This window comes from Rhodococcus koreensis, assembly GCF_900105905.1.
Taxonomy (GTDB): Bacteria; Actinomycetota; Actinomycetes; order Mycobacteriales; family Mycobacteriaceae; genus Rhodococcus_F; species Rhodococcus_F koreensis.
Genome location: NZ_FNSV01000002.1, coordinates 259,581 through 280,523, shown reverse-complemented (window position 1 = coordinate 280,523; position 20,943 = coordinate 259,581). Strand labels below are relative to the sequence as shown.

23 protein-coding genes and 1 pseudogene are annotated in these 20,943 nt (G+C 67.6%); 10 read left to right on the top strand and 14 right to left on the bottom strand.

The genetic code is table 11. The features are described 5' to 3' along the window. Nucleotides 1-77: 77 nt before the first annotated feature. Nucleotides 78-839 (top strand): hypothetical protein, encoded by a 762-nt coding sequence (locus BLV94_RS50235; protein ID WP_244163414.1) that lies wholly within the window; start codon nt 78-80, stop codon nt 837-839. A 14-nt stretch (nt 840-853) separates the two neighbouring features. Next, on the top strand, nt 854-1,432 hold the full coding sequence (locus BLV94_RS50230; protein ID WP_244163413.1) for a hypothetical protein: 579 nt from the start codon (nt 854-856) through the stop codon (nt 1,430-1,432). A 135-nt stretch (nt 1,433-1,567) separates the two neighbouring features. Here the strand turns inward: BLV94_RS50230 and BLV94_RS02105 are convergent, their stop codons facing one another. The 4 genes from BLV94_RS02105 to BLV94_RS02090 form a co-directional block, all read right to left on the bottom strand. Then, entirely contained in the window at nt 1,568-2,248 is a 681-nt protein-coding gene (locus BLV94_RS02105; protein ID WP_072950948.1) for a hypothetical protein, read from the bottom strand. Between the two features lie 358 nt (nt 2,249-2,606). Next, nucleotides 2,607-2,984 carry a serine hydrolase domain-containing protein gene (locus tag BLV94_RS02100; RefSeq protein ID WP_371851618.1) on the bottom strand — a complete coding sequence of 126 codons (378 nt, stop codon included), beginning with the start codon at nt 2,982-2,984 and terminating at the stop codon, nt 2,607-2,609. Between the two features lie 151 nt (nt 2,985-3,135). Further along, a complete protein-coding gene (locus BLV94_RS02095; protein WP_072950952.1) occupies nt 3,136-3,387 on the bottom strand; it encodes a hypothetical protein in 252 nt (83 codons plus the stop codon). A 303-nt stretch (nt 3,388-3,690) separates the two neighbouring features. After that, the gene (locus tag BLV94_RS02090; protein ID WP_072950954.1) at nt 3,691-4,866 is read right to left on the bottom strand and encodes an AAA family ATPase; all 1,176 of its coding nucleotides are present in this window, start codon (nt 4,864-4,866) and stop codon (nt 3,691-3,693) included. Nucleotides 4,867-5,138: 272 nt separating this feature from the next. On the opposite strand from BLV94_RS02090, the gene BLV94_RS02085 reads away from it, so the two are divergent. Continuing rightward, complete coding sequence (locus BLV94_RS02085) at nt 5,139-5,450, top strand: hypothetical protein (protein WP_072950957.1); 312 nt, start codon at nt 5,139-5,141, stop codon at nt 5,448-5,450. Between the two features lie 491 nt (nt 5,451-5,941). Here BLV94_RS02085 and BLV94_RS02080 read toward each other — a convergent pair whose 3' ends face one another. Continuing rightward, nucleotides 5,942-6,328 carry a hypothetical protein gene (locus tag BLV94_RS02080; RefSeq protein WP_244163428.1) on the bottom strand — a complete coding sequence of 129 codons (387 nt, stop codon included), beginning with the start codon at nt 6,326-6,328 and terminating at the stop codon, nt 5,942-5,944. A 726-nt stretch (nt 6,329-7,054) separates the two neighbouring features. Here BLV94_RS02080 and phoU point away from each other — a divergent pair. Both phoU and BLV94_RS02065 read left to right on the top strand, forming a co-directional pair. Next, nucleotides 7,055-7,702 (top strand): phosphate signaling complex protein PhoU, encoded by a 648-nt coding sequence (gene phoU / locus BLV94_RS02070; RefSeq protein ID WP_072950960.1) that lies wholly within the window; start codon nt 7,055-7,057, stop codon nt 7,700-7,702. 99 nt (nt 7,703-7,801) lie between these two features. Next, nucleotides 7,802-8,055: pseudogene (locus BLV94_RS02065) on the top strand (hypothetical protein). Between the two features lie 59 nt (nt 8,056-8,114). Here the strand turns inward: BLV94_RS02065 and BLV94_RS02060 are convergent. Further along, nucleotides 8,115-8,378: a hypothetical protein gene (locus tag BLV94_RS02060; RefSeq protein WP_072950962.1), complete on the bottom strand. Its 264-nt coding sequence runs from the start codon at nt 8,376-8,378 to the stop codon at nt 8,115-8,117. A 497-nt stretch (nt 8,379-8,875) separates the two neighbouring features. On the opposite strand from BLV94_RS02060, the gene BLV94_RS02055 reads away from it, so the two are divergent. The 4 genes from BLV94_RS02055 to BLV94_RS02035 all read left to right on the top strand — a co-directional run bounded on the left by BLV94_RS02055 (nt 8,876) and on the right by BLV94_RS02035 (nt 13,526). Continuing rightward, nucleotides 8,876-9,577, top strand: coding sequence for a hypothetical protein (locus tag BLV94_RS02055; RefSeq protein ID WP_074933517.1), 702 nt, complete (start codon nt 8,876-8,878; stop codon nt 9,575-9,577). Between the two features lie 27 nt (nt 9,578-9,604). Then, complete coding sequence (locus tag BLV94_RS02050; protein ID WP_072950967.1) at nt 9,605-11,848, top strand: putative bifunctional diguanylate cyclase/phosphodiesterase; 2,244 nt, start codon at nt 9,605-9,607, stop codon at nt 11,846-11,848. Nucleotides 11,849-12,038: 190 nt separating this feature from the next. Continuing rightward, on the top strand, nt 12,039-12,197 hold the full coding sequence (locus tag BLV94_RS49240; RefSeq protein WP_167372090.1) for a hypothetical protein: 159 nt from the start codon (nt 12,039-12,041) through the stop codon (nt 12,195-12,197). A gap of 681 nt (nt 12,198-12,878) precedes the next feature. Next, nucleotides 12,879-13,526 carry a PAS and ANTAR domain-containing protein gene (locus BLV94_RS02035; protein WP_072950972.1) on the top strand — a complete coding sequence of 216 codons (648 nt, stop codon included), beginning with the start codon at nt 12,879-12,881 and terminating at the stop codon, nt 13,524-13,526. Between the two features lie 670 nt (nt 13,527-14,196). Here BLV94_RS02035 and BLV94_RS02025 read toward each other — a convergent pair. The 7 genes from BLV94_RS02025 to gvpJ (BLV94_RS01995) all read right to left on the bottom strand — a co-directional run bounded on the left by BLV94_RS02025 (nt 14,197) and on the right by gvpJ (BLV94_RS01995) (nt 19,097). Next, nucleotides 14,197-14,436 carry a gas vesicle protein GvpG gene (locus BLV94_RS02025; RefSeq protein WP_072950974.1) on the bottom strand — a complete coding sequence of 80 codons (240 nt, stop codon included), beginning with the start codon at nt 14,434-14,436 and terminating at the stop codon, nt 14,197-14,199. A 4-nt stretch (nt 14,437-14,440) separates the two neighbouring features. Then, entirely contained in the window at nt 14,441-15,217 is a 777-nt protein-coding gene (locus tag BLV94_RS02020) for a GvpL/GvpF family gas vesicle protein (RefSeq protein ID WP_072950977.1), read from the bottom strand. Next, on the bottom strand, nt 15,217-15,600 hold the full coding sequence (gvpJ, locus tag BLV94_RS02015; RefSeq protein WP_074933515.1) for a gas vesicle protein GvpJ: 384 nt from the start codon (nt 15,598-15,600) through the stop codon (nt 15,217-15,219). The genes BLV94_RS02020 and gvpJ (BLV94_RS02015) overlap by 1 nt, the downstream gene beginning before the upstream one ends. Further along, the gene (locus BLV94_RS02010) at nt 15,597-16,988 is read right to left on the bottom strand and encodes an SRPBCC family protein (RefSeq protein WP_074933512.1); all 1,392 of its coding nucleotides are present in this window, start codon (nt 16,986-16,988) and stop codon (nt 15,597-15,599) included. Before BLV94_RS02010 ends, gvpJ (BLV94_RS02015) begins: the two co-directional genes overlap by 4 nt. A 6-nt stretch (nt 16,989-16,994) precedes the next feature. Then, entirely contained in the window at nt 16,995-17,642 is a 648-nt protein-coding gene (locus BLV94_RS02005; RefSeq protein ID WP_072950981.1) for a hypothetical protein, read from the bottom strand. A 301-nt stretch (nt 17,643-17,943) separates the two neighbouring features. Continuing rightward, complete coding sequence (locus BLV94_RS02000) at nt 17,944-18,735, bottom strand: GvpL/GvpF family gas vesicle protein (RefSeq protein WP_072950983.1); 792 nt, start codon at nt 18,733-18,735, stop codon at nt 17,944-17,946. Next, on the bottom strand, nt 18,732-19,097 hold the full coding sequence (gene gvpJ / locus BLV94_RS01995; protein ID WP_072950985.1) for a gas vesicle protein GvpJ: 366 nt from the start codon (nt 19,095-19,097) through the stop codon (nt 18,732-18,734). The genes BLV94_RS02000 and gvpJ (BLV94_RS01995) overlap by 4 nt, the downstream gene beginning before the upstream one ends. 646 nt (nt 19,098-19,743) lie before the next feature. On the opposite strand from gvpJ (BLV94_RS01995), the gene BLV94_RS49235 reads away from it, so the two are divergent. Next, a complete protein-coding gene (locus BLV94_RS49235) occupies nt 19,744-19,911 on the top strand; it encodes a hypothetical protein (protein WP_167372097.1) in 168 nt (55 codons plus the stop codon). Nucleotides 19,912-20,085: 174 nt separating this feature from the next. Here BLV94_RS49235 and BLV94_RS01990 read toward each other — a convergent pair whose 3' ends face one another. Next, complete coding sequence (locus BLV94_RS01990; protein WP_072950987.1) at nt 20,086-20,310, bottom strand: DUF3263 domain-containing protein; 225 nt, start codon at nt 20,308-20,310, stop codon at nt 20,086-20,088. Nucleotides 20,311-20,943: the final 633 nt, after the last annotated feature.

Below are 20,943 nucleotides of genomic sequence, written 5' to 3'. Positions count from 1 at the left end.
AAAGTTCGCGGCGGCGACCGCGGCCAGCCACGCCCAAATCGCTATGTAAAGGGCCCATTTTCAACTCCAGTCCCGGCGTGGTGGCGACCTGGAAAGCCGGGGCGCTGTACACCGTGATCGCCGTCGCGGTGATCCTGACCGTGATCCGGCACACCCGGGCCGAAGAGGAATCCGGGCGCGCCGAGCTGATCGATTCGACCTCGGTCGGCCGGTACGCCGCACTGACGGCCGCCATTGTCGTCGCCACCGGCGCGTCGATCGTGACGGAAACCGCGTTCGGCGCCGTGTTACGTATATTCGACCTGCCACTGGCGGGCTCGGTCGGCTACGGAGCCGCGCTGGCCGCAAGTGGTCTCGTGTTCACCGGCATCGCCGCCGGCGCCGCGCAGCTGACCCGCTCGGCGCGAACGGCCCGCGGCATCGCGTTGGGCACACTCGGAGTGTTCTTTGCACTCCGCGCCGTCGGTGATGCCGGTTCCGGGACGCTGTCGTGGGTGTCGCCGCCAGGGTGGTCGTTGCAGCTGCGCCCCTTCGCCGAGGAGCGCTGGTGGGTACTCCTTCTGCATGTGGCAGCGACCACAGTGTTGATCACCACCGCCTACACCCTGCTTCGCCGCCGCGACATCGGCGGCGGTCTCATCGCCGAACGATCCGGCGCCGAGACCGCCGGGCCGACTCTCTCGGGGCCCGTCGGTCTGGCCTGGCGGATGCACCGCGGAACACTGCTCGCGTGGACCGTCGCCCTGCTCCTGTACGGACTGTTGTTCGGTAGCGCCCCAACGGACTCGGCAACCAACTCGGCGACAGCCAGACGATCAACGATTTCCTCGTCCGCATAGGCGGCGATGCAACGGTGGAAGACATCTTCGTCGCGTTCGCACTCACCATGCTCGGGATCGCCGCATCGGCCTACGCGATTTCCGCCACACTCCGGCTCCACTACGAGGAAACCGCGCAACGCGGCGAGCCAGTAATCGCAGCAGCTGTCAGCCGCGTCCAGTGGGCACTGAGCCACCTGCTGTTCGCGATGCTCGGCCCGGCCGTCGCCATCGTCGTCGCCCGTATCGCCGTCGGAGTGACATACGGCGCGTCCGTCGGTGACATCGCGGACAAGCTCCCCGCGACAGTCGGCGGCGCGCTGGTCCAACTTCCCGCGATCTGGATATCGGCCGGAGTAACCGTTGCGCTGTTCGGACTGCTGCCCCGCTTCACGCCTACCGCGTGGGCCGTCTACGTGATGTTCATCCTGATCTTCACGGTCGGCTCTCTCGCCGGTCTCCCGGCCTGGGTCCTCGACCTGGGGTCGTTCAGTCACCTTCCGAAATTGCCTGGTGGACAATTCGACCCGACGTCGGTGGTTTGGGAGGCGGTCATCACGGCCGCGCTGGTCACAGTCGGATTGATGGCCTTCCGCCGACGCGACCTGAAGTGACGGCGGATCTCGATCCGGGGTCTCGTGCAACGCCGACACCCCATCGTCGGGAAACTATATTGGGATGAGAGAAACCGCGCACGCTCCGCGGTGCGTTCGTGCGTCTCCGAACCGGGGATGCGTTCGGACCGGAGGCTAACCAGTGCTTCCGCGGGCCGCTCGTTCGACGTTGCGCTTGAGTACGGCCAACATCCGTGCCTGCATGATCCAGACAACCGGGGGAAAGAGCCAGTAGAACACGAAACGTCCAAGCCATCGAGGGCGGAAGACTTGATAACCGCCGATCACCAGACGTGTGCGCCCGCCAGGCAACTCATTCAACAGGAAGCCCCAGAGTCCTTCCGTGTAGGCCGACGGCCGTGGCTGCTTGGGATCAAGATTGCGACCTCGAAGATCGCTCAACCCGCGCAGTCCCAGGAACCGATTCGGTTCAAGCGCTGCAACCTCCCACGCGTCCACCGGGCCGTGGCGGCGTGTCCAGTACTTCACGTAGTCGCCAAGGGCGATGTGCTGCCACTCGGGGTGGACTCTGTGGGCACTTGGACGACCGCCGTTGTCCAGGTGATCCCAGGAGTACCATCCCCCACGATCCCCGCCCAGCTGGACGAGCCACGGCCAGATCCGATCCGGCGGGGCGTCGATCGTGACGGCCATCGCCCCGCCCCTCTCACCGTCGGGAACCAGATCGGCACCGGGATACGGTCCAGCGATTTCCTCATCCGTCGCGCCCCAGCGCACGAGCCGAGGGCGTACCCAGGCTACGTAGACGACAGCTGCCGTCCCGGCGACACCGACGATCTTGCGTCCGACTGCCATACGACAAGCATCGGAGGCTCTGCACCACCTCACAAGGGACCAAAGTCACGGACGCTGTGCTCACGGCGGCCCGGCCGCAGCCGACAGGAGTGGGACACGAGCACAGAAGATCGGTGCTGCTGAGGCAAGCGCGGGTTGCGTCCATGAAGATCTTTTACGAACTGGATCCGAACCTGACCGCCTTGAGGTTCAACTGGGGCCGTCGAGCAGTTCGGGAAACAGCTCACGGGCAGCAGGAGAGGGCGTCCTCGATTGAGCGTGCATGCCGTTCACAGCGCTCCTTCAGTCGTCCCAGCGCCAGCGTCATACCGTGACTACCTCGCTGATGGCGTCGTACGTGGCGCGTAGGTACTGCTCACTACGAGTCGTAGACGATGATGCCTGGCCCCATCTTGTTCATCATGTAGGTGAACGTCATTCGGCGGACGAGGTCCATCTCCGTCATCGATCCACCCCACCCACCCCAGAAGCAGATCCGACCGTCCGGGATGCCCGGCACGGTGCCGAGGCGCGGCAGTGCGTATCCGATGCCCCGCCGAAACGGCACACCGAGGACAAGGTCGACGTCGTTGTTCTGCTCGTCGAAGATCATGTCGATCGATGCGCTGTTGAGTAGGCGGACACCCTTGCTCTCACCGCCGAGCGCAATGGTCGAGAGGATCCGGGCGAGGGAGCGTGCGTTGCCGTGGCCGTTGAGGGCTCCCATGTCGGCGTGCCCCGATGCTGTCGATGGCACGGCGACGGCCCTCACCACGTTGACGGCATACTCGGTCGCACTGACGGCCGGAGCCAGGGCGGATTCACCGGGTTGTGTCGACACCCTGGTTGACGCCCGGGCCTGAACCGACTGGGCGGCAAGCCGCCCAATTCGTGGCCCTACGCCGGGTCTATGCGATCGAGGTGCGGTGGTACGCGACGGTGCGGGCCTGTTCGGTGCCGTCGAAGACCAGCCCGAGTGCCCGGGAACCGAGACCGGCGACCAGAGTGGCACCCGCCTGCAGCGCGTCGGCCTGCGTCCGGTAGACCCCGACATCGAGGCGACCGCAGCCGCTGTAGCCGCGGTGCGCGAGCGTCCACACCGCGGGATCACGTGTGGTTTCGACCGTTCCGTCCAGGCGGTAGAGCGTCGAGGAGACCACCTGCTTGACGAAACCGGCTGTACGGGCCGCCGTCCGATCCTAGCTCCAAGTCGAGCGTAGTCGCCGGCTGACGAGGTCCCCGGAGATGAAGGACCGCACCACAACCCGCGCGAACCACCCTCGATTCCGGCTGCCACCCAGACATGAGTCACGGACAAAGCGGATGACGATGATCGTCTTGCCATACGGGTCTGTACCTGGGCCTTGTCAGACGTGTGCATCCCAGCGGGTCTACACGCTGCGGGAACGGACGCGACGATTCCCTCGTGCCGCGGCGCGCCGCGGCCGCATCGAGCAATCAGCTCAGTCTTGGTCGCGGATGAACTGGTGGAAGCCGGGAACCGTGAAGGCGAGGACGCCGCGTTCGGGCGCGTAGACCAGACCCTTCTTGATCAGTTCGTCGCGCGGCACGGACAGCGCCGACGCGCTGGGCTTGCCCATCGCCCTGGCCAGGTCCCGGACGACGACACCATCGCCTTCGCCTTCCTCCGCCAGGGCCCGCAGCAAGTCCTTCTGCGCCGGTGTCGCACGGTCCCACCGCGACTGGTAGAGACCGGCATTGACTTCCTCTCGCGCGACGTCGGTGCCGACCCGCGCATCCTCCACGGTGAAGACTCTCCCTAAGGCGTTGTTCCACACCGCCTTCCCCACCTCCTGCAGGAAATAGGGGTAACCGTTGGCTGCGTCCAGCGCCAGCCGCAGTGCCGCCTCGTCCCATTCAGCGTCCCGCTCGATGACCGGTTGCACGAGCGCCGCCCGCGAGTCCAGCTCGCTCAGGGTCGACAACGCCCGGAACTGATACAGCCGCTCGGCGTAACTGTTGGCCGTGGCCAACTGCGACGGCAGCGACGGCAAACCCGCGCCGACCAGGAACAACGGCAACACCGGCGAGGTCTGACTGATCTGATGGATGGCGGTGCTGACCGCCGCCATCTCCTCGGCAGTCGCCTCCTGCAGCTCATCGATCAGGATGAGCGCACCGACACCCAGCTCACGCACGGTCTCACCGAGAACAACGAACAGGTCGGTCAGGTCGGTGGACAACCGGCCGGTGTCGGCGAACCCGGCAGCCGGGTCGATATCGACACCGAGGGTGACCACACCCACGTTCAGCGACACCGTGAACGAGGTGAACACGCCCAACAGTTGGGTGAGCTTGTGTGGGTCGAATCGCCGCCTCGCGCCCCGCAGGCTGGTGGCGAGCGTGGTGGCGAGTTCCTCGGCCATGGAATGACCCTTGCGGACCTCCAGCTTGGCGACAATCCAGCCCCCGTTGATCGCGGTGCGCGCGAGTTCCCCGATCAACACGGTCTTGCCGACCCCGCGCAGTCCGGTGAGAATCCAGCTGCGGTCCCCCTCGCCCAGTTCGGTGATCCGCCGGCGGACGATGTCGAAGTCCCCGAACAGGGTGTCGCGACCAGCAAGGATGGGCGGGCGCAGACCGGCACCGGGCTTGAACGGGTTGAGGACCGGATCCATTCATCAGACATTATCAGCCTTTATAAGAAGTTCCTTTATAAAGACCGATAGGATGGCACCTCGCGTGCACCCACTGCACCGTCCACTCGGGTCCCGGCCGGTACTCGCACCCGGCCGGGCCTGAGTGGTCGGAGACGGAACCACCGACCAAACCAGCCTGGTGATGCACGTGACGCCAGTGCCACCCGAACCGCCGACCGACGTACGTGATGTGATTCGGTCCACGATCCCGGAGGTTCTAAGCCCCGCCGGCACGGAAGTGGAGGACCGAGATGACCGGAGTCGACCACCTCGACGTTCTCGGGGCACAGTCCGTGCTCGAGGTCGCCGAAGTGGTCGCCGCGGTACTCGGGGCCCGGATGGAGATGGGCGGCGAACCGGGCCGCATCGTGGTCACCGGGGCACCCGACCCCGCTCTTCGGGTGGTCATCGAACTGGCCATCCACGACCGCGGGCTACCCGAAAGTTGGACCCGGCGAATCACGATCACCCACGACCGCAGTAGCGACGAACGCCGCCGCTGGACCCAGCACTTGCACCGCGCCCTCACCGAACGCCGCGACTGGACACTCACCTCGGCATGACGATCGGGTCCAGATGTCACCAGCTCGCGCGACGAACCCGCGGGATTTCCCAGAGGTCGGTCACGAAACACGTCTCGGAGTTCCTGCAGTGCCGAAAAGCCATGACGTCAGACCGGCCACGTGGTCGTCTTTCATGGTGCGCCACAGTCGTTTCGCGACCTGCCGCTTCGAGCAGCGCATCGCCTCCTGTGGGTTTTGTCATCCTCGATCGTGCCTCGGTAGTACCCGGGGGTGCGAGCCTGGGCCACGGCAACGGCACATGGCGGGATTGAGTGTTCAAACGCCGGCATGGGAAAGCCGGTGCCGTTGTTTGTCGGCGCTGGCCACCTCCATCGGTGCGGTACCGGTGTAGGTGGCGCAGGCGCGGCCTCGCTGGTGAACCGGGTCGGGGTGCCCGTGCGGGCCGCGGTGAACGGGCGCCACAGGCGTGACAGACCCTAAAACGGTCCCTGTGGAGTTCTCAGGGACCGTTCTAGGGTCTGCCTCCCCACCTACATGAGGGCGTGCGGGTCCCGGTCTTGGATGATCTGGTCGGCCAGCCGGTAGACCGCCAGCTCGTCGGGGATGCCGATCTCGGTGGCGTGTTCGCGGGCCGCGATGAACGCCCGGACCTCGTCATCCCCTGATGTGCGGTCTCGCTTCAGGAACGCCTGGCGTGCGTCGGCGAGGTCTTCGAGCACCCACCATTGGAAGCGGTCGAGACCGGCGGCGATCCCGGCGATCCGCGCCCGCTCCGACTGGCGGGTGCGCCAGCGGTCCGCCAGGTCGTATCCGCGAGCAGTACGCCGAAAACCATGGCGCAGACCGCGGTGATCACTGCGTGCCCCGTCGCGCGGCCGCGGACTTTGCCGGCTGATTGGTGATTGCGACCAAGGCACAGGTCGCCGCGATCGCAACCACGAGAGTGATCAGCAAGGGCAGCGAGAGTTCGGACGTGGTCACAGCCCCCACTGCGGTGGCCACGAAGGCCAACACGGCGACTACCCAGCGGGCGCGGGCCGCCCACTGCCTGATGCTTGAGCTGGGCGGCCGAGCCGCCGACGACCAGCAGGGCGCCGATCCAGAGGGTCCAGGGGATCATGCGGCACGGGTCCTCCCAACGGTCGGCGGGTGTGAAGTCTCGTCACAGGGTGTCATGCCGCCGTCCGCCGAGCAGTCCGGCGGATCCCGGTGGGCGGGTCGGTGATCGCGCCGCACTCCTGGAAAGGCCGTCGGACCTGGGTACATGGGCGGGCAATCGGCCCATGCGGTTGATTGCGCCCGATGCTGGCCATGGACGGGCGACCGGGCGACGGAAATGAAGTGCGACAGCTGCCGACTCTAGGCCGCGGTCGGCCGACCGACCGACCGGCGTTGTCGTCCCGCAGCCTCGATGTCGTCACCTCTTCTACCCGGAGGTGACCGAGTCGCTGGCGGAGATATTCGGCGGCCACGGCCGCATCGTCTTCGACGGTGGCAGCCCTCGCGCAAGCCGGCCGTCGTCTGCCCGGTGATGGTTCGACCCGGTCGTTGTCGTGGACGTCGCGCACTCACTGATCGGTTCTGAACCGTTTGTCGAAAAACGACGAGCCCGGCGCCCGGCGGAGTGCACGATGATGATGCATATGCGGATGAAGTTTCACGAGCAGCTCGACGCACTGACCGATCGATTGGCACTGATGTGCCGCCTGGCCGGGGAAGCCATCGAGACGGCCACCGACGCCCTCGTCAATGCCGACCTTCCGATGGCTGAGCGGGTGTTCGACCTCAACGAACGGATCGAGGAGTTACGCGGTCCGTGCGAGGAGCAGGCGATGGCGCTGCTGGCGCTGCAGGCCCCCGTCGCCCGGGATCTGCGCCAGGTCGTTACCGGTGTGCACCTGGTGACGGATCTGAGCCGGATGGGCGGGCTGGTGCAGCATGTGGCCGAAAGCATGCGCCGTCGGCACCCCGAGCACGTCGCCTCCGGGGAGGCGGAGGAATTGCTCTCCCGGATGGGGCGAGTGGCGGCCGAACTAGCCGGCCTCGCCGAACGGGTCCTGCGCACGCACGATCCCGAACTGGCCGCCGAGATCGGCAGACGCGACGACGAGCTCGACGACCTGCACCGACGACTGCTCACCCTGATCCAGGACCCGTCCTGGATCGGCAGCATCCCGGCCGCTGTAGACATCACCCTGCTCGGCCGCTTCTACGAACGCTTCGGCGACCACACCGTCGTGGTCGGGCGGCGGGTCATCTTCCTGGTGACCGGCGAACAGTTGAACCCATAGATCAGCGGCCACCCGGGCGGCGGCAAACCGGCTCGGCCTGGCCGCAATTGCGATGGTGGCTCTCCGCACCGCATCGCGTCGGCGGTCATCGCGCCCGCGATGGTCTTCGCGGGCGGTACCGCCGCCGCGGTACCGGCGCTGAGCGCCGGGGCGTCCGGTGAAGTGGTGGTGACGGTACCCTCCGGTGAGAGCTGGACCTGCTTCGGATTCGACTCCGGCTTCGACGTCGAGACCGGTGCGTTCGAGCCCGGGGTTGCGGGAAAGCTCAGCGGTTTCGCGACGGGAACGCGACCGTCTTCTGCTTCGGTGGCACGGCGCCGTTCTTCTTCACCGGCCTCGTGGCGGTGATGTAACCCTGGTCAGTCGCCCGGGACATGGTCTCGGGCTGCTTCGTCCACCGGCCGAGGTCGGTCTACCCGGAGGATCCTGGCGTGCTCGGCTCGGCGGTGAGGTCGTCGGTGTCGGCGAACACAAGGCGCCCGTCGTCGAGGGCGACAGCCCACCGGTGCACCGGCGCCCAGGCGTGCCCGCGCTCCTCGGTGTCGGTCAGCTCGGCGTAATCCTCGATGATCCGACCGGTCTGCGCCGACTCGGACGGCCGGCGCACCAGCACCCGCGCGCCCGCGCCGAATGGACCGGGTTCGGGTCTCGGACTGCGATCCTTCTTCTCGGGCATCGGTCTGCGCCTTCCGCTCGGCTACACGTCTGGATCATAAGCACTGATGACGCGCCGCTGCGGTGCTGCTGCACGGCTTCCCGGACACCGCGCCGATCTGGCGCCACCTCGGCACTGGCCGCCGAGGGCTGGCGGGCGGTCGCGCCGTTCGCCCGGGGGCTACGCCCTCATCCTCGTCACCGGCGAGCAGCACCTGTGACGAGTCGATGAGTGGCATTGCGGTGGGCCGCTGAGCGCGCGTAAATTAGAATTCGCGGATCGAGAGAGTAATCGGTAACGGTGAAAGACTCGAGAAGCAGAGATCCGGCCGAGAATGTGAAAACATTCCCGGCCGAACCCCTGTCTGGGGCATGTCCCGTGACTTCCCGGTGTCAGCCCCCGGGGACGTTCACCACCCCTTCCGTCGAGCGAGCCTCCGCCGTCGGTGCGACGCCTGCGGGCTCGTACTGGGAGGGGGTGGGAGGGTTCATCGCATCGGGATCGGGTACGCCCGCTCCATGGTCACCGAACAGCAACCCCTCCGGCATCCACCGCGGTCGAGCGAGTTCCCCGACCCCCGGGCGACGGATGCTCGGGAGGAGGAGCTACAGCAAACCCTGGTGCGGGTGGTGAAGCTCCTCTCGGCCAAGGGGATCCGGTTCGCCGTGGCCGGCGACTGCGCCGCACACCTGCTCGGCGGGCCACCCGCCGAGCAGGACGTGACCATCGTCCTCACACGAGACGATGCGCGGCGCGCAGCCGAGGCCTTGGCCACCGCCGGAATGCGGGCCGCCGGGCGACGCGAGGACCGGCTGAACACGGTCTATGACGGCGACACCCCGGTCGACCTGGTGTTCGGGCGCCCGAACTCCGTCGCGGTCACCGGGCGTCTGCTGGACCGGGCCTCATCGGTGCAGATCGGGAGCGCCGCGGCTCCGGTGATCGCTGCCACCGATCTGATGACCGACAAACTTCACGAACTCGGCACGCACCGGTGCGACTTCGTGCCGATGGTGCAGCTCGCCCGGGTCCTGGGCGAACGAGTCGACTGGCCGGCCGTCGCCGCAACCACCGCCGACTCCCCCTATGCACGCGCCTTCCTCGGGCTCGTCGCGGATCTGTCGATCGCGGCGGCGACACCCCCCACCGCGGGTGGAGGCGCGCGGTCGTATCCGACGACCCGACCCTCGGGCCTCGGGCCGGAACCACCGGTCCGATGAGCAGCGCGGGCCACGGGGAGGGGTGCAATGGTGTTCGAGTCGCAGGGCCCCGAACTGTGGCGGTCGGTGTTCGAGCGGGCCACGGACCTGGTGATGGTGTCGGACTTCGCCTCCGGCCGCATCCTGTCTCTCAACCCGGCGGGAATCCGGTTGGTGGGCCTGCGCGACGACGTGGACGCCCGCGCCCGGACCACCGCCGAATTCCTCACCGACGCCGGGCTGGCACAGACCCCCGCGGTGGAGGCCGCCCTGACCCGCGACGGGCACTGGGAGGGGACCAGCGAGCTGCGGCACTTCGGCACCGGGGCGCCGATCCCGGTGTCCGTCTCCACCTTCACCGTGCGCACCGGGGAGGCCGGCCCCGCGGTGATCGCCATCATCGCCCGCGACCGCCGAGGTCGCCGCACCCAGGAGCGCCGATTCCGGAAGGCACTCGATGAGACCGCGCACCGGGCCCGCGAACAACACGCCCTGGCCGAGCTCGGTCAGCTCGCCGTCGACGCCGACCTCGACACCCTGCTGCCCGCCGCCGCCGGTGCGGCCGCCACCCTGATCGGGGTGCAGTGCGCCTCGATCGCCCGGCTCACCGACACCGGCGACGCGCTCGACATCGTCGCCTACCGCGGACAACCCCCGACCCCGCGCAGCTTCGCCGCCGGGCCGGCAACCCAACCGGGATACGCCCTGGCCACCGGTGACGTGGTGGTCTGCCCGAACCGGGAGCACGAAACCCGGTTCGCCACCACCACGATGGCCGGGCGCGGGCTGCGCAGCGGCATCAGCGTGCCGATCAGCGACGGAACCCCGTGGGGGGTGCTCACCGTGCACAGCGCCCACCCCCGCGACTACACCGACCGCGACATCGCGTTCCTGCGGGCGGTCGCCGCCGTGCTGTCCGCCGCGATCGGCCGGATCGACACCGAAACCCGGGTGCGGCAGCAGAGCAGCCGCGACCCGCTCACCGGGCTGCCGAACCGCACCGCCGCATACCGGCGGATCACCGCCGCCCTCCACACCGCCCACCAGGACCACACCCCTCTCGCTCTGCTGCTGGTCGATGTCGACGACTTCAAGGTCGTCAACGACAGCCTCGGCCACGCCCACGGCGACGCAGCGCTGATCCGGCTGGCGGAGCGACTGGTCGGGGCGGTCCGCCCCACCGACACCGTCGCCCGCCTCGGCGGCGACGAATTCGTCATCGTCTGCGAGGACATCGGCACCGCGGACACCGCGGTCGACCTCGCTACCCGGATCACCACCGCGCTACGCACCCCGGACCACTCCACCGGAACCCCGGTGCCGCTGCGCGCCAGCATCGGCATCGCCGTCTCCGACCCCACCTGCACCACCGAAGAACTGATCCGGCGGGCCGACCTGGCGATGTACCGGGCAAAGAGCGCCGGCGCCGGCGGTCACGCGCTCTACCACCCGGGCGAAAGCGGCAGCTACGACGCCGACCGGGTGCTGCGAATGTCCACCGACCTGCGCACCGCACTCGACCGCAACCAGCTGACCCTGCTCTACCAGCCGATCGTCGACCTACGATGCGGCGCCGTCGTCGCCGTCGAGGCCCTGGTCCGGTGGGCGCACCCCACCCTCGGGAACATCAGTCGCACCGAATTCGTCGCCGTCGCCGAACGCACCGGCCTGATCGGCCCTCTCGGCACCTGGGGGCTGCGCACCGCCTGCCGGCAGGCCGCCGCCTGGCAGGCGCACCCCGGGACCGAGGTCCGCGTCCACGTCAATGTCAGCACCGTGCAACTGCGCGACCCCCTATTCGCCGACCAGATCGCCGACATCCTCGCCGACACCGGGCTGCCCGCGCACCGCCTGGGCCTCGAGATCAGCGAGACCGCATCGGCGTCGGTGACCGCCCGCACCGTCGGCACCCTGACCGCGTTGCACGAGCTAGGGGTAGTGTTGCTGCTCGATCACCTCGGCACCGGACACGGCCCACTCGGATATCTCATCCGATACCCGATCTTCGACTCCCTCAAGATCGACAGGTCCTACATCACCGCCCTCCCCGGGCCACGCCCCGAGGCCGTCGTCACCGCCTTCGTCACCATCGCCCGCGCCTACGGCGCCACCGTCATCGGCAACGGAGTGCAAACCCGGACCCAACTCGCCACCCTCCACGCCTGCGGCTGCGACCTCGCCCAAGGCTCCTACCTCGCCGAAGCCGCCCCCGCCGACACCATCCCCGCACTGCAGGCAGACCAGCGGGCCGGCACCGACGGACCGAACTCGGTACCCCCACCAGCCCACTGAACCGATACCGCACGGCCCGGCTTCGCGCCGCCCAGGACCACGCGGAAATAGCGGTACGCGCTGACAACGCTGCAACGACAAGAGGGTGACAGCCTCTCCGTCGGCCGCGGCTCACGAGGTCGATCGCCGTTCTCCGCAAGGCTATGCGCAGTTCGCTCACGGCACGTCTCGGCCGGGCTACGATCCGTCGGTGACACTCGGCTCCCTCTCGAGGGCTCTCCTGCGCGCGAACTACGACATCGCGCACCTCCCGTTTCAACTGGTCGAGGATGTCGGGATGTCCCGGCTCGATGATGTCGAGGACAGTCAGGCAGGCAGCTCCGCTCCGGCCTGTTCGGCGACCATGTAGGCGGCGTACCAGCCGGGCCAGTTTGCCCTTCCCACCCTCGTCGCGTGAGGACCTGCGCGAACGGATTGCCGACATAGCCGGCCGCGACGGCGTGTCCAAGGCGATCGACTGTGTCAGCGGTCAGGTCGGTGCGGACGTCTCGCGTGCCCTGGCACCGCACGGTGAGCTGATCGTCTACGGTACGCTGTCCACGCACCGCAAAACCGATCCCGAAAACTCACCATCCCCGTCTTCGCGCGCTCCCTGATCTACGAAACCAAAACCGTTCGGGGTTCTGGTAGTTCCGCTGGTTCACCGAGACCCCGAAGGATCGGATGGCCGCAGTGATCGATCGGACCCTTTCAGCTCGTCGACAGCGGCGTACTGCGCGTGCCGGAGGGCCAGCCGATTCCCGTCGAAGAGTTCAGCGAAGCCGTCCTTTTGACCGAAGCTCCCGCACACGGGGGCAAACCGCTGCTGGTATTCGAAGGTTGAGAGGCAGACGCTGCCCCTCGGGAGTAATGCGCGACGACCCGGCGGCCTGAACCATCCCCGATTTGTCGGGAATCGATACCTTCTCCACAAATCGGCGTGGTGGAACAGCGTAGCAAGGAATTCGGCTCACTCCCGTCGTCGGCATGGTTACGACCACGTGCCACGGCGTTCGCAACTCTTCCGCTATCGGTGCGCTAGAAAATAGACGTGGATTCGGAACAGGTGTTCGGTGGTGGTGAGCCGCAGCGGGTGGGCAGCTTCCGCTTCTATCTGGACGGACAGCGGTGGGAATGGTCTGACACCGTCGCCCAGATGCACGGCTACCGGCCCGGCGAAGTCACCCCGACCACCGAGTTGCTGCTCTCGCACAAACACCCCGAGGATCACCCGCACGTAGCGCTGGTCCTGGACCGGATGATCAACTACGCCGAACCGTTCAGCAGCAAACACCGCATCATCGACACCACCGGCAAGATCCACCAGGTCGTGATCGTCGGCGACCGCATGCACGACGACACCGGCGCCGTGATCGGCACGACCGGGTTCTACATCGACATCACCGACTCCCACCGCAACGACGTCAAAGACTCCGTCGATGAAACCGTCGCCGCCCTCGAGCAATCACGGGCGGTGATCGAGCAGGCCAAGGGCGCCCTGATGCTGGTCTACGGTATCCCCGCCGACCGCGCGTTCGACATCCTCACCTGGCGCTCCCAGGAAACAAATACCCGGCTCCGCACCATCGCCGAACGAATCGTCGCCAGATTCGGCGAGTTCGAACCCGACACCAGCCTGCGCACCCGGTTCGACCATCTGCTGTTCACAGCCCACCAACGAGTCCCCCGACCGCAGTAGGGGGAGGGTCCCGGGCCGGCCTGAGGATCTGCGGCCCGAGGTGATTGCGGCTCTGCAATCGAGCTTCGGGTGTCTAGCCTGGTCACGGTTTAGGGCCGGAAGGGTCCGCCCCATTCGCGGCGGACCATCGAGGCATTCGAGGCAGCCCGTCGAGAATTGAGAAGACAACGATGGCTGTCATACCGCGGACAGCAAACGCCCAGGGTGTCCTTACGTTCTGGCCGCTCATACCAGACATGCTTTGCGCGACCACTTCGGCAACGGCCACAGCGTCGGGTCGACGTGCGCCTGCTGCTCCATGCCTCGCGTCGATCGGCCGCACACGGTTTCCATCTCGTTCCACGACCGGCCCTGAGGATCGGGGCAGTGCACGGCGTGAACGTGACCCGTCGTTAGGCACCAACGCCGTCAACCCCACCGAGTACTACCGGCGCCTGCGGAACCTCGCCACCCTCGCCGACATCCGCGCGCGGCGGACGCACCCGCGCCATCGCCGCCGCCATCCGCACCGGCCTCGCGTACGGTGGCGACACCAGCAGCATCGAGGAACGGATCCGGAGTGCCAAAGCGGCCGGACTTCCCCTCACCCTCTGGTAAGAGCTGGCAGCCGTCTCCGTCTCCGCCGTTGCGGCCGAGCGAGTTTCGGCTCGGCCGTGTATGCCCTACCTGCTCAGGGGACGGCTCCGCCACCGCCCGTCATCTGGTCGAGGATCGCCTGCTGCGCCTGCATTTCCTCCTCCTCGGTGATCTCACCGCGTTCCCGGGCCTCCTCGAGTTCCTCGAGCGCCCGGCGGGCGCGCGCCGGATCGTGCAACTCCTCCTCGACCTGCCGCTGGATCAACTCCGCCAGCGAGATCACCCCTTTGACCGGTTGCAGCGGCAAGGTGACGATGAACGAGAACAGACCCATCCCTTCAGCCCTGCCCCTCCGGCTTCGGGGCGACCACGAAGTCATACGCCGCCTGCGGTCCGAGCAGGCGCATCTCCACCCGCCCGTCCCAGTCCCGGGCCAGCTCGCTGAGCACCCGTTCGAACTCGTCCTGCCGCTCGACGTCGGCGAGGATCGCCACCTGCACGGCCTCCTCCTCATGCGTGGGTTCGCGCACGTTCACGGAAGCGGCGAGGTCATCGAGCGCCTCAACGACCCTGCGGCTGTCCCGTTCCCGCTTGGCGACGATCGCGTTGCTCACCAGTTCCCCCAAGGCCATCCGCGCCTGCCGACCCGCGTCCTCCGACTTGTCGTGAATCTCCTCACGCAACGCCGCCGCCTGATCGTCCTCGTCGAGGATCTCCCGCAGGATCGCCTTCTCCACGTACCGGCCCTTCACCATGTACTGGGCCTTGCCCTCCAATTTCCCGAGAGCAGTACCGAACTCGTCCGCGTGCGCCGAGAGCAGTTCCTCCCGCACGGCGTCGGCGTCGCTGAGCACCGCCCCGAACCGCAGCGGCAGCACCGGCGCCACCCCGGCCACCCCATCCAGCAGGTCCGCATGCGCCCGCAGGTCCCCGGGTGCGCCGAGCGCCCGGTCCACCGACAGTCCGCTCACCAGGGCGGCAATGTCACCATGAGTGACCACCTCCACGGTGCCGTCCGCGACCCCGGTCGCATCCTCGGCGACCTCGACGCCGGCCGGGACGATGCCGTAGACATACACACCGGTCGTCTGCTTCGTCTGCTCCGAGGAGGCCATCACCGGTCACCCCGCGTCGATTTGCGCGACACTCGTTCCCGCTCCGGTTCTTCCTCTTCCTCCCCGCCCCCGAACAGGCCGCCGAGCTTGTCCCCGGCCGATTCGAGCGCGCCCTTCGTCTTCGACTTGGCACCGCCCTCGGTGGCGCCCGAGACGATCTCGGACAGCCCCTTCGGTTCGCTGCCGATCTCGAGCCGGTTCACCGCCTCCGCGAACCGCAGGTAGGTGTCCACGCTCGCGACCACGACCCGGGCGTCGATGGTCAGCAATTCGATGCCGACCAGCGAGACCCGCACGTACGCGTCGATCACGAGGCCCTTGTCGAGGATGGTGTCGATGACGTCGGCGAGACTACTCGAGCTGGGTCCACCTGCCGTGGTCATGCGCGTGCTCCCGTCCTCCGCCGCGGTGTTGCCTTCTTCGCGGCAGTTTTCTTCGCGGGGGTCTTCTTTGCGGGGGTCTTCTTTGCTGCGGCCCTTTTCACGGGGGCCTTCTTCGCTGGGGCCTTCTTCGCGGGGGTTTTCTTTGCTGCGGCCTTCCTAACGGGGGCCTTCTTCGCGGGGGCCTTCTTTGCTGCGGCCGTCCGGGGACGACGCCGCCGCGGCTCGGGCTCCTCCTCCGCCTCCGCGGTGTCCTCCTCAGGTTCCTCGTCCTCGTATTCGCCGGTCTCGTCCTCCGGTTCCTCCTCGTCGTACTCGGCGGACTCGTCCTCCGGTTCCTCCTCGGGTTCCTCGTCCTCGTACTCGCCGGACTCGTCCTCCGGCTCCTCCTCGGGTTCCTCGTCCTCGTACTCGCCGGTCTCGTCCTCCGGCTCCTCCTCGTCGTACTCGCCGGTCTCGTCTTGGTCCTGCGGCTCTTCGTCGTCGGCCGGTTCCTCGTTGTTGTCCTCGGACTCCTCGGGTTCGACGACCTTGCCGTCCCGAATTTCTCCGCGCCACCCCTCTATCTCGTCGGGATGGAGAACGGACTGGGTCATGACGTGGCGTCCGAAGTGCTTCAACTCCAAGCGCGCTCGCCGACCCTGCGCACGCCACAGGTTTCCCGTCCTCTCGAACAACCCCTTCGGGTGATACTCGAGGATCAGAACGATGCGGGTGAGATCGGGAGTCACCTCGTGGAACGTCACCGCACCGTCGATGAAACCCTTGGCGCCCTTCGACCGCCACACGATCCGCTCATCCGGGACCTGCTCGAGGATCGACGCCTCCCAGGTTCGATGCGACAGGAAGATCTGCGCCTTCCACTCGAGTTTCTCGTCCGCTTCCTGCTCCACCCGTTCGACCTTCTTCATGAACGACGGAAAGTCGGCGAACTGGGTCCACTGGTTGTACGCCAATTGGACCGGCACACCGACATCGATCGTTTCGACGATGTTGGTCAACTTGAGCTTCTTGCCCTTACCGCCACCACCGCCGCCGGTGACCGCGTCCTTCACACCCGACGCCGTGTCCTTCACCTTGTCGGTCAGCCCGGAGAACAGTGACTTCCCGTCGCCCTTCTCGTCACCGTCACCGTTGCCGTTGCCGTTGCCCTGTTGCTCTTTGCCGGTGACCGCGGACAGCAGGCTTCCGCCGCCGCCCTCGGCGTAGTCGGTCAGCCGGCCGGTCGCGCCCGCCACCTTGTCGGACACGGTGGACATCGCCTTGTCGGTCACGGTGCCGAGCAGGCCCTGCGCCGCCTTCTGCAGCGGTGACACCGATGCGGCCTCACCGGACGTACCGGAGACGTTCTGGCGCAGCTTCTTCGCCGCACTGTCAAGATTCGAGGTCATCGCTGATCACTTCCGGGTGCGTCGTCGTACGGGTATGGAATCGGTCGTCGTCCTCGCCCGCGTCCTGCGGGCCCGGGCCAGGTCGTCGCCCTCGTCGTCGTCATCGTCATCCTTCGTCGACGAGCGTGACCGGGATCGGGTGGGTCGGGAACTTCCGCCACTCGACGAGCGGCGGCGCGGGGCCGGCGCCCTGCGGGCGCGGGGCGTCTGTTCGGAATCGTCGTCACCGGTCTCGTCGGCGCCCTCGTCCTCGTCGTCCGCGGACTCCTCGTCGTCCTCGTACTCGTCGTCGGGTTCCTCGTCACGGGCCCGCTTCGACTTCTTCTGCCCGCCGCCAGCCTTGCCGAGGCCGCCGAGCAGGTCCTCACCCGACTGCAGCCGGGTGTTGAGCGAGTCGATGCGCTGACTGGCCGCGGCCACCGCGGCCGCCTTCGCGGCATTCATCAACTCCTTGCGGACCGTCGCACCGAGCTTGGCGACCTCGGGGGAATCGGCGAGCAGTTTGCGGCCCTCGTTGAGAACACCCAGCGACCCGCCGGGAAACCGTCTGCTGGCTCCGAACCCGGCGAGCATCAGCGCCAGCTTCATCTTGTGCGTGCGGCCCAGCATGTACCCGGCACCCACGGCCATCGCCATCTGGCCCTTGCTTGTCATCGCCCAAACCCCTTCATCGAGTGGATGTTGTGGTGCACCTCGGCGCCGGCGTCGGTCTGTGAGCGGATCCTGCGCGGTGGGGGGCGCATTCCGCCGACTACCCCGAGGCAGGGCCACTCAATCCGCCGCCCCACGCAACACCGCAGTTCGGCCACCAAACGGTCCGACCGGTCGGTGGCTCCCGCGGACGACGACGGCGGCGGTGTGCCGGTGCCGATCGTGGTACCGGGGAGCATCGGGGTCGCAATCGCGCACAGGGGATCCGGGTGACGAATCTGCGTCTGGTGGAGCGGGCGGGAGGCTATGTGCGGGCGACGATGAAGTCGTAGGGCGCCATCGGCCCGAGGAGGCGCATCGTGACCCGATTGTCCCAGCGTTCGGACAGCTCCCCGACGGCCTGTTCGAGTTCGTCCTGCCGGTCCACCTCGAACAGGACCGCGATCTGCACGGCGTCCTCGTCGTGGGTGGGGTCACCGGCGGTGACGGTGGCGGTCAGCGGGGACAGTGCGTCGACGGTGGTGCGGGTGTCAGTGTCGCGTTTGGCCTCGAGTGCGTGGCCGATGATCTCCCCCAACGCCATCCGGGCATCGCGGGTCAGTTCCTCCGGTTTGTCGCGGATCCCCTCGAGCAGTGCGGTGGCCCTGGGGCTCTCGTCGACGATCTCGCGGAGGATGGTCTCCTCGACGTAGCGACCCTTCACCACATACTGGGCGCAGCCCTCGAGCTCGTGCAGGGCGGAGGTGAACTCGTCCTCGTGGTCGGCGAGGAGCTCGTTGATCACCGCGTCGCGGTCGGAGACGACGGCCCCGAACCGCAGCGGCAGCACCGGGGCGACGTGCGAGGTGCCGTCCAGGATGCGGGCGTGGGCCTGCAGGTCCGCGGGGGCGCCGAGTCGTTGGCCGGGGTCGATTTCGCTGACCAGTGCCGCGATCTCGCCGTGGGTGACGATCTCGATCGGGGCGTCGTGGATGCCGGTGGCGGCCTCTTCGGGGTGCACGTCCGCCGGGACGATGCCGTACACATAGATCACGGCCGCCGCAGCACCCTCGTCGGTGTCGTCGTCTGTGTGGTCGGTGTCGTCGGTGGTGGTCATGTCTTTCTCCGGCGGGGTGCGGGCTCGCGTTCGCTGCCCGATCCGCCGAGCAGCTCACCGAGCGTCTCGCTCACGCCCTCGAGGACACCTTTGGTCTTGGATTTGGTGCTGCCGCTGCCCTTGACGTCGGAGACCAGGTCGGTCAGGCCCTTCGGTTCGCTGCCGAGCGCGAGTCGGTTCGCCGCCTCGGCGAACCGGAGATAGGTGTCGACGCTGGCGACGACGATGCGGGCGTCGATGGTGAGCAGTTCGATGCCGACCAGCGAGACCCGCACGTAGGCGTCGATGACCAGTCCCTTGTCCAAGATGGTGTCGATGACATCGGCGAGACTGCTGGAACTGGGCCCGCCTGCCGTGGTCATGCCTTTGCTCCTTGCCTGTGTCCGCCCACCACGCGGCGCCGCAGCTCCGCCCGCCCGGCAGCCCGCCCGGCAGGTTCCACAGCGCCGGCGGCCCCCGGCGGCCCCCGGCGGGTGCACGCGGGGTCGGCTAGCGGACTACCCCGAACGGGCCCAGTTCAATCGGTCAAAGACGGGAGAGGACTGCGCAATTCGGGGCCGAGGAACAGTCCATCCGGTCGGATCCTCCCGTCGTCCAGGAGAGGTCAAGGATTCGAGGTGCCGCCTTGCGGCGGAGTCTCGCCCACTGGGCCGGACGCGACCTTTCGCTCGGCCACGCGCCCGGATCATGAGCACACCGAGGTCGCGGTGCTGCCAAACGCATTCCCGGGGTCTGCCCGAATCCGGCGTAGCCGGCCCGGATCCGGGTACCCGCTCACTACGTTGTCCCGGGCCCGCGCACACCGGCCGGGGCAGCCAGCCCCGGCTCCGGTCGCCAACCCCTTCGGCCGCGGGGCGCCCTACGTCGTACGCGCCGAGGCCGAGTGTTCGCCCACCCCGCCTCGGCCGCGTGCGGCCCCCGTAACCTCATGAACCACTGCCACGCACACGTCTCACGCGAGGAACAGGTCGACCTCCTCAGGGGTGATGACCTGCGTACCGTGAATGGATGAAGACGAAATCACCTCCGAACGAGCTCGCCCGCCGGCTGGCCGAGCGGGAAGAAGTGGAAGTCGGCATTCTCGAACTCGAGGGCCTGCTGGCGAAGGCCAGACGCCACCTCGACGAGGTATCCGCCGAGATCGACTCCCTCCAGCATCGAGCACCACCCAGGTAAGCGACGATCACACCACCCCAAAGCTCGGACCTCGCCGAGCCGGACCACCCGTCGACAACTCACGGTGTCGTCTCCAGCGCCGGCCGGGCTCCGGGAATACCGCGTGGGGGAGCACACCTGGCACGTGTCCGCCCAGCGGAGCCCACGGAAAGGGGCTCATCGGTGCGGGCGTGGTCAGGATCCTGCCCAGAGGCGTCGGCGAGCAACGGCCTTCATCGTCTCGACCAGTTTCGGTCGCAGCGGCGCCGGCGGGTCGAGTTCGAGGTTGGTGTGCAGCTCCCGGAAGAACTCGGTAGAGCTCATCCCAAAATCCGCCAGGATGGTCTCTTCCGGGCCGCCGCCGTGGCTGTACCAGCGCAGTTCGAAGGACACCATCCGGTTCATCTGTGCGGTGCTCATCTGGCCGCCTTTCCCGTGTCGTCGTGATTGTCTGATGGGTGGAGAGGAGCTCGACGCCCGATTCAGGGGCGAGGACCGAACCTGATCGGCCACGTGTTTCTGAACGTCGTCATCGATGTGGCCGAGTCGATGCTGAGGATGCAGCGCGGGGTTCGCCGAGCCTGCCATGCAGCCGTCCCGACCCCGTGCGAGCGCCCCCGATCCGAATGTGGCACGCGGCGGCGATTATCGGCGAATTGCGAATTGTGCACGAACTTCATTCAGGGTATCGGGATAATTTTTTGACGCCGGTAGCGTTATTCTCGGCGCACGAACGGCCGATATTTCGGGTCGGTGCGAGCAATTATTCGGGGTTCCCTCTCTGGCGTCCGTGGCCGGCCGGGCGGGTACCCGGAATCGTCGATGGCAACCACGCGCATACCAAGACCGATCGGGTGGGTCGGCCGCCGGCTGCTGCGAGGGGCCGACCCGACACCGATGCCGATGCCGATGCCGATGCGCCACAACCACGCATACGTGCAGTATGCGCAGTTCAGCGTGGTGCTCGGCTCACGTTTGGTGAGCCGAGCACCACTGCTGCCGTGTCTAACGCGGATTCCCGCATGGTCGTCATGGGCGATCAGGCTGGCGTTG